The sequence below is a fragment of the Streptomyces sp. NPDC102462 genome, from assembly GCF_044765425.1.
In the GTDB taxonomy this organism is placed as follows: Bacteria; Actinomycetota; Actinomycetes; order Streptomycetales; family Streptomycetaceae; genus Streptomyces.
Map to the genome: position 1 here is coordinate 40,285 of NZ_JBIWKB010000005.1, position 12,478 is coordinate 52,762.

General features: G+C 74.0%; 9 protein-coding genes. 8 read left to right on the forward strand and 1 reads right to left on the reverse strand.

Translation table 11 applies throughout. The annotated features are described in order from the left end of the window. Nucleotides 1-63: 63 nt before the first annotated feature. Nucleotides 64-3,180, forward strand: a complete 3,117-nt coding sequence (locus ACIRFL_RS06235) for a hypothetical protein (protein WP_404024474.1) — start codon at nucleotides 64-66, stop codon at nucleotides 3,178-3,180. A gap of 46 nt (nucleotides 3,181-3,226) precedes the next feature. Continuing rightward, nucleotides 3,227-4,486, forward strand: a complete 1,260-nt coding sequence (locus tag ACIRFL_RS06240; protein ID WP_404024476.1) for an RICIN domain-containing protein — start codon at nucleotides 3,227-3,229, stop codon at nucleotides 4,484-4,486. Nucleotides 4,487-4,589: 103 nt separating this feature from the next. Here ACIRFL_RS06240 and ACIRFL_RS06245 read toward each other — a convergent pair whose 3' ends face one another. After that, nucleotides 4,590-5,789, reverse strand: coding sequence for a serpin family protein (locus ACIRFL_RS06245; protein WP_404024478.1), 1,200 nt, complete (start codon nucleotides 5,787-5,789; stop codon nucleotides 4,590-4,592). A gap of 177 nt (nucleotides 5,790-5,966) precedes the next feature. Between ACIRFL_RS06245 and ACIRFL_RS06250 the strand changes: the two genes are divergently transcribed. The 6 genes from ACIRFL_RS06250 to ACIRFL_RS06275 all read left to right on the forward strand — a co-directional run bounded on the left by ACIRFL_RS06250 (nucleotide 5,967) and on the right by ACIRFL_RS06275 (nucleotide 12,469). After that, nucleotides 5,967-7,220, forward strand: coding sequence for a DUF4190 domain-containing protein (locus ACIRFL_RS06250; RefSeq protein WP_404024481.1), 1,254 nt, complete (start codon nucleotides 5,967-5,969; stop codon nucleotides 7,218-7,220). A 149-nt stretch (nucleotides 7,221-7,369) separates the two neighbouring features. Then, nucleotides 7,370-8,122, forward strand: coding sequence for a GntR family transcriptional regulator (locus ACIRFL_RS06255; protein ID WP_404024483.1), 753 nt, complete (start codon nucleotides 7,370-7,372; stop codon nucleotides 8,120-8,122). A 290-nt stretch (nucleotides 8,123-8,412) separates the two neighbouring features. After that, nucleotides 8,413-8,604, forward strand: coding sequence for an SPOR domain-containing protein (locus tag ACIRFL_RS06260; protein ID WP_404024485.1), 192 nt, complete (start codon nucleotides 8,413-8,415; stop codon nucleotides 8,602-8,604). Between the two features lie 30 nt (nucleotides 8,605-8,634). Continuing rightward, nucleotides 8,635-9,045 carry a (deoxy)nucleoside triphosphate pyrophosphohydrolase gene (locus ACIRFL_RS06265; protein ID WP_404024487.1) on the forward strand — a complete coding sequence of 137 codons (411 nt, stop codon included), beginning with the start codon at nucleotides 8,635-8,637 and terminating at the stop codon, nucleotides 9,043-9,045. 100 nt (nucleotides 9,046-9,145) lie between these two features. After that, nucleotides 9,146-9,574 carry an ATP-binding protein gene (locus ACIRFL_RS06270; RefSeq protein WP_404024488.1) on the forward strand — a complete coding sequence of 143 codons (429 nt, stop codon included), beginning with the start codon at nucleotides 9,146-9,148 and terminating at the stop codon, nucleotides 9,572-9,574. A gap of 306 nt (nucleotides 9,575-9,880) precedes the next feature. Continuing rightward, nucleotides 9,881-12,469, forward strand: coding sequence for a SpoIIE family protein phosphatase (locus ACIRFL_RS06275; protein ID WP_404024490.1), 2,589 nt, complete (start codon nucleotides 9,881-9,883; stop codon nucleotides 12,467-12,469). Nucleotides 12,470-12,478: the final 9 nt, after the last annotated feature.

Sequence of the window (12,478 nt, forward strand, 5' to 3'; positions counted from 1 at the left end):
GGCATGTGTGGTGGGGAGAGGCGTACGGGTGTGGGACGCGAGTACGCCGGGGGAGGACGCCGGATGAGCCGCTGGAACGGCCGTCCGGCCCGCCGCCGTGCCGCCGGCGTGGCCTCCCGCGCCGAGCGCGAACGGCCCGCCGCCGCACCGGGTCCGGGGCCCGGAGCGGAGCCGCGGGTACTGGTCGAGGACCATGACGGCCTGCTTCTGCTCCGCCTGCCCACGGACGACACCCTGCTCCCGGCCGATGTCGCCGATCTCGCCCGCGTGCTGCGCGCGGCGGACGACGGCACCGTCACCATCGTCGCCGTCGCCGAGGGCGACGCGGCAGCGGCGCTCTGGCCCCGGCTGAGCGAGTCGCTCGACTCCCTGCGGGACACCGGCACCCGGTCGGTGCGGCTGGTGATGTCCGGCGCCGGACACGACCGCACGGACCGGCCCGCCCTGGCCCGCCGGATCGCCGACTCCTGGGACCTGACGGTCGAGGCCCCCGACGGACCGGTCCTCGTGGTGCCCGGCGGCTCGGTGTTCGTACCGCCCGGGAACGGCGGCTGGTGGCGGTTCGCCGCGGGGCAGGAGGCCGAACTGCTCGGGCCGCGCACCCCGTCGCCCGACTGGCAGGCCGCGGTGCGCCGCACGCCGGTCCGTACGGCGGACGGCTGCGTGGTCGACCAGATCCCGGCGGGCCTGCTGATCCGCCCGGCCGAGGCCGGCGCGCCCCGGCCCGGCGACCTGTTCCACGCCATACCGGTGGACCCCAGGCGGCTCGCCGTGGTGGTCGGCGTGCCATGGGGCGAGGACGTCGTCGCGACCGATGTCGCCGAACTCCTCGGCGCGCTGCCGGCCGCCGTGCGCCCCGGTGTCCGGCTCGTCCCCGGAGGGCGGCGGGACCTGCTGCCGCTCGGCCAGTCGGTGGCCGCCCTGCTGGACGCGGAGGTCGAGGTCACCACCGGTCTTCCGCTCTTCGCCGCCGACGGCCCGCTGGGCACCTACCGGGTACGGTCCGTGCTGGTCGGCCCGGACGGGGACCCGCGCTGGCTGCCGTTCGTGGACGCGGTGATGTGCCTGCCCGCGCGACAGACGGCCGCGGAGCCGGCGCCCGGCCCGGACGCCGGTCCCGCGCCCACCCCGCGGCCCGCCCCCGCACCCCGGCTGCTGCGCTGGTCCTCGCCGGTGCCGGACCTCGCGGGCTCGGCGGACGGCGCGATCAGCCTCTCCGACGCGTGGCAGGCCGTGGTCACCCGGGCCGGGCTGTGGGTGGGGCCCCGCGACGGCACCCCGCCGCCGAGGAGCGCCCGGCAGGTGAGCATCGAGGGCCCGGTCATCGAAGTCGGCCGGACCGGCGACCGGCTCGACGCCTCCCTCTGGCCCGTGCTGTCCCGCTTCCTCGGCCGTCTCGCGCCCGACCTGCGCGCCCGTACCACCCTCGACGTGCACGCCGCCGCGCCCGACGGCGGTCGCGCCCTGCGCATCCTGGCGGCGGAGCACGCCCTGCGCGTCATCCGCTTCGCCCCGGCGCCACGCACCGCGCCTCCGGCACGACGCGACGGGCCCGCGGCGCGCACGGGCGGCCCGGCGGGAAGCCCGCAGAACGGCGCGGTGAACGGTCCTGGAAACGGTCCTGTGAACGGCCCTGTGCAGGGGGCCGGTTCGCGGCCCGTGCCGCTGCCGTCGTCGGCGGCCGGTGCCGCCGGAGAGGCCGCGGCGAACGGTGACGCCGAGTCAGTGCCAGACGGTACCAAGGCGGTTGCCGTGGCCGTGCCCGGCCCGGACGGTTCGCCCCAGCCGCCGAAGCCGAGCCGGGTGCCCGTCACCGCGACCGGCGGAACCGGGCCCGGCCCGGCGGCTCCCGGCCGCCCGGCCACCGTGTCCGGGGGTGATCCGGCCGGCGAGCCCTCGGGGCCAACGTTGTCACCCGCCGGGCCGGCCCCGGAGCCGGAGCCGGTCGCCGTTCCCGTCGCCACGCCGGTGTCCGAGCCGGTCACGGCACCGCTCACGGAACCCGTCGCGGAACCGGCCCCCGAGCCGTCCTCCGAGCCGTCCTCCGAGCCGTCCTCCGCGCCGCCTTCCCGCGCGGTGGTCCCGACCCCCCTGGTCGTTGAGCCGGCGTCCGCGCCGGTAGCCGCGGCGCGGACGCCCCGCCCGGATCCGGTGGCCGTCGGCGCGCCCGCCGCTCCCATCGCCCCCGCGCGTCCCGTACCGACCGCCGGCGGCGCGGTGCCCCGGCCGCCGTCCCCTCCCGGGACGACCGTGGCCCCGCACGCGGAGACCCCCCGCACAGAGGGCCGCCGCTCGGAGACACCACGGACAGCGGAGGCCCCCCGCACCGAGACACCCCGCACCGAGGCCCCCCGCAAGCCGGACACCGCCGGTGCCGCCCCGGCCCCCACCCCCGCGGTCCCGCACCCGGCCGGGACCGGCGGCGGTCGGCCGCTGCCCGCCGTACCCGTGCCGCCGCGGCACCGCAGCACCACACCGGAGCGGGACTCCTTCCGCAGGCTCGCGGAGCCGGTGTGGGAGCGGCACAGCGCCGCGGTGAACCGGGCGCTGGCCGGTATGCCCGCGCTGCGGGGCGAGGAACAGGAGGCGGCCAGGTCCGACCTGATCGCGCTGCGCATGTACCTCGACAACGGCGAAGGCCCCCTCGGGCACGCGGAGTTGACACGTTCCCTGCGGGCCGGCGAGCAGCGCCTCGTGCCCTACGCCGGGTGTCTGGCGTCCGGGCTCGGGCGGCTGCCGTCGTACCGCGGGGCCGTGCTGCGCGGCGGTACGGATGCGCCCGGCCCCGGCGGACTGCGGCCCGGTGACGTGCTGCGCGACCCCGCGCCGCTGAGCGGGCTGCCGCTCGATCCGGCAGGCAAGGACCGGATCGCGGGCGTGGGCTTCGCGATCTGGTCGATCACCGGCCGCCGGGTCCGGCAGTTGCTGGACGGCGGCGACGAGGTCGTGTTCGCCCCGGGCACCGCCTTCAAGGTGCTCGACGTACGGACCGACGCCGCGACCCGTCTGGTGCTGCTGCGTCAACTGCCCGACACCCAGGCGGTGTCCCCCGTTCCGGAGGACGCCGACGACACCGCGCTCACGCGGCTCGACCACGCCCTGACCGACCGTACGGCCCCCGGCCCGGGCGACTGGCCCGACCGGTGCGCCGGACCCGTCGGCGCACCGGGCGAGAGCTGACGGGAGCGCACGGCAAGCCCCCACTCATCGACAAGGAGCAGTGTTCATGCCACGTCAGCACGAACCTCCGGCCAACGAGACGACGTCCTCCGTCGCCGTTCGCCGTGCGGTGTCCGTGCCCTCGCCGGGTGCGGATCCCGGCGCGGACCTCGGACCGCGCACCCCCGATCCCGGCCCCGATCCGGCCGCCCCCATACCGATACCGGAGTCCCCCGCGCCCGCCCCCAGGCGGCTCTTCGGGCGGCGCTCCGCGTCCGCCACCGCGGAACCGGCGTCCACCGGGCAGGGGCAGCGGCCGGAGCAGCCGGAACAGCAGCAGCGGCAGGCGGCGGCGTCTGACGGATCGGAGCCCGACGCGGGGACCGGAGTCCTCTTCGTCAGGGGCGACGACGGCTCGGACGGTCCGGACGCGGCCGGGGCATCGCCGGGACGGCCGCGCGGCCCCATGCTGGCCGCGGCCGCCATCGTGGGTGCGGTGCTCATCTCCGTACCGTTCCTGGTGCTCGGCCTGGGCGGTGACGACGAACGCACGGTCAACACGGCGCCCGTCGGCGGTACGACGCTCGAGGCCGGCCTGTCCGACGACGAACCGGCCGCCGACTACGCGGCCGAGTCCCCGTCGCCCTCGGCCTCGGCCTCGCCGAGCCCGTCCAAGTCCCCCTCGCCGAAGGCGACGGCCGTCGAGGTGAAGGCCGCACCCCCGCCCGTCGTCGAGGAGACGGCCGCCGCGAAGCCCACGCCGAAACCGAAGACCGAGACGAAGACCGAGACGAAGACGAAGAAGGCCACCGCGCCCACCACCCGGCAACTGGTCAACGGGTTGTCCAACCGGGCCAACGTGCTGTTGAAGAACGTCGCGACCGGCAAGTGCGCCGACCTCCCCAACTTCGGGAAGGGCCAGGCGACCGGCCCGGTGAACCAGTACATCTGCCGGCCCACCGACACGGACAACCAGCTCTGGGACCTGAAGGTGATGGACTCGGACGGCGGCCCCGGGGGAGCGAGCCTGTTCGTCGTCAAGAACCGCCAGGACGGGCTGTGCCTGGACCTGCCGTACTACAGCAGCGTCTCCCCAGGGACGAAGGTCAGCGAGTACTACTGCGACGGAACGAACGCCGACAACCAGCTCTGGTGGTTGGATCCGCGCCCCGAGGGCTACTGGATCCGCAATGTCGCGAGCAACCTGTGCCTGAGTGTGTTCGGCGGCAGGAACGCCGGAGACGACGCCAGGCTGTACGTGGTGAGCTGCGGCGACAACCAGCTGAGCGCGCAGCGCTGGATGATCCCCCAGGTCGTCAAGTCCTGAGCGGGACGACCCGAACGGGCGTGCAGCCGACCGGAGTTCACCGCGGTCGGCTGTGCCTTCCCGTCCGTCGGGGTGCCGCACCGAGGCGCGGCACCCCGCGCGTTCACGCCGGGCCGGGTCCCGCCGGATAGGCCACGGCCCCCGCCACCCAGCCCGCCACCAGGGCCAGACGGGTGGGGCGGTGGATGGCCAGGAAGGCGAAGGGCCGGTCGAAGACGGCACGGACGACGGTGGTTTCGTGGCGGTACTGCGGTATACCGCCCGGCGCGGCCATGACGGCCGTCACCGCCGCCGACCGGAAGCCGAGCGCGCCGAACCGGGCGACCGCGGACTGCGCGGCCGCCCCGATGGCGAGCGGGGAGCCGCTGATCCCGGGGAAGTGGCCCCGGCCGGTGTCCCGCGCGCCGGTGAGCCCGAACAGCTGGTGCAGGGCGAGCAAATCGTGGTCGGCGCGCACGTCGAAGGCGACGGTGGTGACGTCGAGGGTGACCGGCTCGGGGGTGATGGCCGGCTGCCGTTCCACGGTCAGGCCCGGTCCCACGTGCCCGTAAGGGAGTTGGCCGCCCCCGACGACCGGCAGTGTGCGCTCCAGGGCTTCGATGCCGGCCCGCAGGACCTGTCCCGGGGTCATCCGCTCCTCGCCGAGCAGCAGATGGACGTCGATGCCGTTGTCCCCGGGGACCTTCAGCGCGGTCACCATGCCCTCGGCGGCGCTGACCACGCCGATCCGGTCGGGCCGCACGCCCCTGCGGTGCAGCCCGAGCAGGGTACGCCCACGCCAGGGTCCGGTCTGCGGGCGGCTCGGCTGCTCCGTGAAGGGGCGCGGCCAGTCCGTGCGCACGGTGAGGGCGGTGGCGAGCACCAGGGCCGCCTCCCGCGTCAGCGTGACCGGCATCCGCTCGATCAGTCCGTCGCTCCGCTTCGCCGCCCAGGCGTCGAGGGTCCGCTGCGCGGCCTCCGGGTCGTCGTCGAGCCTCCCGTGGGTGTCCGCGGGCAGCCCGGCCCGCCACTCCTGCCGTACGTCCAGCGTGCGGCCGGTCCACAGGCCGAGGGCGGCGCCCAGGCCGGGTATGCCGTCCAGCGCGGCGAGCACGTCCCGTGCCGCACCGGCCGCCCGCTCGGCGGGCACCCCGACGGCCCGTGCCAGTTCGGTGCGGGCCTGGCCCGCCGCCCCGTCCGCGAGAAAGGCCAGCAGGGGCCAGACCCCGGCGGCCGAGAGCACGGTGCCCTCGGCCGAGGCCCCGGCCCAGCTCGCCGTCAGCGCGTTGACCGCGCGGACCGTCTCGGGCGTCAGCTCGCTCACTCGTCGTTCTCCCACTCGTCCTCGAAGCGAGGCGGGGGCCCGTGAGCCGGACCGTGCACCGCGGGAACCGTCGCACGCGTGACCCGCATTTCACCCCCACCCGTAGCGCGCTTACCATGCGCGAAGTCGTACGTCAGTTCAGCGCTGCCGCCGTCCGAACCCAGGAGCACGGTACCGGTGTCCATACCCCCGCCCCCCGGCCCCCACCAGCCCGAAGGGCACTCCCCGCAGCCCGGTCCGTATCCGCACCAGCCGGGCCCCTATGCGCAGGGGCCCGGCCCGTACCCGCAGGGGCCGTATCCGCACGATCCCTACCAGCACGGTCCGCATCAGCAGGCCCCGTATGGGCAGCCGCCGTACTCGGCGTGGGGGCAGGGCCACAGCCCCTACAACCGGCCGGCGCCCGTCAACGGGCTCGCCATCTCCTCCCTCGTCCTCGGCATCCTGTGCTGTCTGCCCGGCGTGGGCCTGGTGCTGGGGCTGGTCGCGCTCCGGCAGATCAAACGGCGCGGGGAACGCGGCAGGGGGCTGGCGATCGGCGGCTCCGTGCTGTCCGGGATCGGGCTCGGGCTGTGGGTGTTGATGCTCGCCACGGGCGGGGCGGGCGCGTTCTGGGAGGGGGTCAAGGAGGGCGCACGTGACAACGTCGTCTTCACGCTGTCCAAGGGCGAGTGCGTCAACGCGCCGGGCGGCTCGCTGCGCGGCGAGACCTACGACCTCGACACCGTCGACTGCGACGGGGAGCACGACGCCGAGGTGTTCGCGTCCTTCGACCTGCCGGGCGGCTCCTACCCGGGCCAGGAGGCGCTGGACGAGACGGCCGGCGACCGCTGTTACGGGCTCCAGGACGGCTATGCGATGGACGTCTGGGCCGTGCCCGACGACGTCGACGTGTACTACCTCGTGCCCACCACGGAGAGCTGGTCCCTCGGCGACCGCGCGGTGACCTGCCTGTTCGGCAACACCGTCGAGGGCCGGCCGCTGACCGGCTCGCTGCGCAACGACGAGACCGTCCTCGACGCCGACCAGGTCGCCTACCTGAAGGCCGCGCACGTCCTGAACGCGGCCCTCGACGCCGTGCCCGACACCGAGTACGTCGAGGACGACCTGCCGGGCCACCGGGCGTGGGCGCGGCGCATGTCGACGGCGCTGGGCGAGCAGGCCGGGATGCTGCGCGGGCACGACTGGCCGACGGGCGCGAGCGGACCGGTGGCGGCCCTGGCGGACGATCTGGACAAGGCCCGCGCGCAGTGGTCGAAGGCCGCCGGGTCCGGCGACGTGGACACCTTCTACGAGCATTACGAGAAGGGGTTCGACCTTCTTGACCCCAAGCGGTCGGTCACGGCGCGCAAGGCTCTGGGGCTGGCCACCACCCCGCCGTCGGTGACGGACGGCGGCAGCGGCACGGGCGGCACCGGCATGGAGGTGTGATCGCGTCGGGAGCGGGGAGAAAGAATGCCTGGGCACGGCCTTCCCGGGCCGTAAGTAATCACATCGAGTGATTCTCTGGCCTTTGCTTGCACGTCTCAACCCACGGTTGCCACGCTGTTGCTTTCTGTACAACCTGATGGGAGCGGCCAGTGACTTTCGGTGAGCAACCGGCGTATCTGCGCGTCGCGGGTGATCTCCGCAAGAAGATCGTCGAAGGTTCACTGCCGCCGCACACCCGGCTCCCCTCACAGGCCCGGATCCGCCAGGAGTACGGCGTCTCGGACACGGTCGCGCTGGAGGCGCGCAAGGTGCTGATGGCCGAGGGCCTGGTCGAGGGGCGCTCCGGCTCGGGGACGTATGTGCGCGAGCGGCCCGTGCCCCGGCGCGTGGCCCGTTCCGGGTACCGGCCGGACGGCGGCGCCACGCCGTTCCGCCAGGAGCAGGCCGATGTCACCGCCCGCGGCACCTGGGAGTCCAGAAGCGAGCAGGCCGAGGCGAGCGGGGTCATCGCCGAGCGGCTGGGCATCCGGGCCGGTGACCGCGTGATGTGCACCAAGTACCTGTTCCGGGACGCCGGGGAGCCGATGATGCTCTCCACCTCCTGGGAACCCCTCGCCGTCACGGGGCGCACGCCGGTGATGCTCCCCGAGGAGGGCCCGCTCGGCGGCATGGGCGTCGTCGAGCGCATGCGCGCCATCGACGTCATCGTCGACAACGTCACCGAGGAGGTCGGCGCCCGTCCCGGCCTCGCCGAGGAACTGCATGTACTGGGCGGCGTCCCCGGACATGTCGTCCTGGTCGTCCAGCGCACCTTCTACGCCTCGGGCCGGCCGGTCGAGACGGCCGACGTGGTGATCCCCGCGGACCGCTACCGGGTTTCGTACCACCTGCCGGTGAAGTAGCGCACACCCCCCGGGTGTTCGGCCTCACACCGCTCGGATCGGCCCGCGCCGGCGGGCCGTTGGGATCCGGCCGTCCTCGCAGATGACAGCTGCTGTGCCGGGCGCGCCCCGGCCCCGCGCGGCGGGACGCACCCAGGGCGCACCCGGCTGGGTGCGCCCCCGGCGTTCTGGCTGGTTGCGTACCTCTTTGTGAAAAGCCGTATTCGCTGAGTGAAGGTTAGGCGTACGCTCGGGCATATGCGGATTGCTGTTTCCTTAGAAGGCGGGGCGACGGGCGGCGGAGGGGCGCGATGAGCGACGGCACGGTCTTACTGCCCTGGCTCGTCATACGGCAGGACGACAACGGCAATCGCTATCGCGTGGGCAGGTACGCGACCCGCGCCGAGGCCCAGAAGATCGCCGACAGTCTCGACGGCCGCGGGCACAAACAGCTCTACTGGGTCGAGCGCATCGGCCAGATCGGAGAGGGCGCCGGCAACTGAGCCGGACCGCGCTCCCGTAGGCTCCGGCACATGACCGAACGGATCGTGGTGGTGGCGGCCGCCCTGCTCGACGCCGGCCGCCTGCTCGCCGCCCGCCGCAGCGCACCCCCCGAACTGGCCGGACGCTGGGAACTGCCCGGCGGCAAGGTCGAACCCGGTGAGCGGCCCGAGGACGCCCTGGTGCGCGAACTGCGCGAAGAACTCGGCGTCGACGCCGAGGTCGTCGCGCGCGTCCCGGGGGAGTGGCCGCTGAAGTCCCCGTATGTGCTGCGGGTGTGGACCGTCCGGCTGCGCCCCGGCTCCGCCGCCCCCGAACCCCTTCAGGACCATGACCTGCTGCGGCTGCTCGCCCCCGGCGAGGTCTGGCAGGTGGACTGGCTCGACCAGGACGTCCCCGCGGTGCGCGAAGTGATGGGCCGACTGGCGTCGAACGCCCGCTGAGCACCCTGTACGCCGTTCGTGCCACAGTGCGCCTGTCCGGGCGGTACTGGCTCCCGGATATCGGGTATGTGCCTATTAACCCCACGAAACCGGACATGGGATGGGTTCGCTGGCCTGGGAAGTGATCGGCGTGATCGACACCGAAGGCGACTGCGCCGAATGGACGTTTCCGGCGCAGCCCGGCTCCGTGCGCACCGCCCGCCGCGCGGTCCGCGACCAGCTGCGGGACTGGGGGCTCGACAGCCTCGCCGACCTCTCCGCGCTCCTGGTGAGCGAGCTGGTGACCAACTCCCTGCGGCATGCGACGGGCCCCATCGGGGTGCGCCTGGTCCGCTCCGCGAACCTCGGCGCCACCCTGCGGGTGGAGGTCTCCGACCCGCTCCCCGATCTGCCGCGCGAACGCGTCCCCCGCCCCGATGACGAGAGCGGCCGCGGCCTCCAACTGGTTGCCAACTCCTCGCGGCGTTGGGGGACCCGGCCCGCCGACAGCGGTAAAACGGTCTGGTTCGAACTGGCGGTGCCGAACTGAACCGCCGGGAAGAGGGAGCGGAGCCATGATGCGCGGAAGGGGGAGGAACCGGATGGAAACGATGTACACGCGCTGCCGTGGCGTCCACTGCGGGCGGCCGTCCTGCGGCGGCTGCCGGGGGACGTGATTCGACGGCGTGCTCCCTGGTTAGAAGACTGGAAGTGTTGTCACGGCCCGGCCCGAACAGCGCCTGGACCAGGCTGTGATCGTGAACACCGTGTCGTGCGGACCCGTAGTGCTGGATACTGCGGGCAGCCGCCCCCGGTGACCGGTGCCGGGCGCGGTGAGCTGGAGGGGACGGTTCGCGTGAGCGAGATACCAGCGAAGGCCACGGAGTCCGAGGATCCGTCGGACGCCGCGAAGGCCCGGGGCGTGGCGGCTGCCGCGGCGCCCGGCGACGCCATGTGGCAGAGCAGTCCGCCCGGCTCCATCTACGACTACATCAAGGTCGCCTCCTTCTCCATCGGCCCCGGCGGACTCGTCGACCAGTGGAGCCTGCGGGCCGAGCAGCTTTTCGGGATCCCCGCCGAACGCGCCGTGGGCATGGATCCCATCGAGGCGTTCGTCGACCCCGACCAGCGCGAGCGCGGCCAGCGGAAGATGGCCGAAGTCCTCGACGGACGGGAGTGGACCGGCGTGGTCCCCTTCCGGGTGCCCGACGGACCGGGCGGCGGGCGCGGCGAGGAGGGCCTTGCCGAGGTCTACGTCATGCCCACCCGCACCGCCGAGGGCGAAAGGGCCGCCGTCTGTATCGTCGTGGACGTCCGCACCCTGCGCGGCATCGAGACCGACCTCGCCGCCTCGCAGGCGATTTTCGGTCAAACCCCGTTCGGGTTCTTCCTGATCGACACCGAGCTGCGGGTGCGCCGCGTCAACACGCGGATCGCCTCGATCTTCGGCGGCACCCCCGACGACCACCGCGGCCGGGGGGTCCACGACTATCTGCCACGGGGCGAGGCGGAGCGCATCGCGGCCACCCTGCGCCGGGTCCTGGAGACCGGCGAATCCATCACGGACATGCACGTCACCGGCTTCGTCCCGGACTCCGAGGAACGCCGGCACTGGTCCGTCAACCTCTATCGCGTGCAGAGCGGCAGCGGTCGCCCGCTCGGCATCGCCTGGCTCGGCACGGACATCACCGCCCGCCGGGAGGCGGCCCGGGAGGCCGCCGCCGCACGACGCAATCTCGCCCTTCTCAACGAGGCGGGCGCCCGGATAGGGAACTCCCTCGACCTGGAGACCACCGCCCGGGAACTCCTCGACGTCGTCGTCCCCGGCTTCTGCGACCTCGCCTCCGTCGACCTCTACCAGGGGCTGCTGGCCGGGGACGAGACCCCACCGGGCCTCGCCGACGGCAGCGCCGAACTGCGCCGCGTCGCCTTCGCCAGCGCGGTCTCCGGCGCGCCGATCCTCGGCGGCGGCTCGCCGGTCGCGGTCGGCGCGGTCCACCACTACCCCTTCAACTCGCCCTGCGCGGACGCCCTGCGCACCGCCCGCCCGCAGACCGTGCCCGCCGAGGAGGGCGGTCTCGTCCAGTCCACGCTGGCCGTTCCGATGGTCGCCCACGACACGGTCGTCGGCCTCGCCCAGTTCTCCCGGACGAAGGGCAGCGAACCGTTCGGCGACCGCGACCGGGACCTCGCCGTGGAACTGGCCGCGCGCGCCGCGGTCTGTATCGACAACGCCCGTCTGTACCGGCGCGAGCACGAACGCGCCCTGATACTGCAACGGTCCCTGCTGCCGCCGGGCGACCCGGAGGCATCCGGCCTCGACATCGCCTGCCGCTATCTGCCCGGCAACGCGGCCACGGAGGTCGGCGGCGACTGGTTCGACGTCATCGAACTCCCCGGCCACCGCACCGCGCTGGTCGTCGGCGACGTGATGGGCCGCGGTCTGCGCGCGGCGGTGGCCATGGGCGAACTGCGCACGGCGGTACGCACCTTGGCCCTGCTCGACCTGGAACCGGCCGAGGTGCTGTCCGCGTTGGACGAGATCGCCCGGGGCCTCGGCACGCCCGGCGGGGTGCAGCAGGCGACCCGCACGGCCCGCCAGTCCCGGGACGCGGACCTGTCCGAGGTCTACCTGGCGACGTGCGTGTACGCGGTGTACGACTCGGTGACCAGGCGCTGCACGTTCGCCAACGCGGGGCATCTGCCCCCGGTGCTGGTGGAACCGGGCGAGGCGGCGCTGATGCTGGACGTGCCGCCCGGCATGCCGCTCGGCGTGGGCGGCGAGCCGTTCGAGGAGGTGGAGGTCGAACTGCCCGAGGGCGCGCTGCTCGCCCTCTACACCGACGGCCTCGTCGAATCCCGAGACCATCCGCTCGACGAGGGCCTTCAGGCGTTCGTGGGCGCGCTGACGGATCCGACCAGCGCGCTGGAGGACGTCTGCGACCACGTCCTCAACACCCTCGACACGCATCACGGCGAGGACGACATCGCGCTGCTGATGGCACGGGTGCAGGGGCTGCCCGCCGAGTCCGTCGGCGACTGGACGCTGCCGCGTGAGCCGCGCAGCGTGGGCCGGGCCCGTGAGTACGCGCGCGGGCAACTGCTCGGCTGGGACCTGGAACCCCTGGTCGACACCACGGAACTGCTGGTCAGCGAGCTGGTGACGAACGCGCTCAGGTACGGCGAGGGAGAGATCAGACTGCGTCTGCTGCTGGACCGCACCCTGGTCTGCGAGGTCTGGGACTCCGGCCTGGTCCAGCCGCGCCGCCGCCGGGCCCGGGACACCGACGAGGGCGGCCGGGGCCTGCAACTCGTCGGCCTGCTCAGCGCGGCGTGGGGCTCCCGCCGCACCCCCCGCGGCAAGACGGTCTGGTTCGAACTCCCCCTCCCCGACGGACAAAACCCCCTGACAGACCCAGCGGAGGCCCTACTCAGCCTGTTCTGACGGCACGAA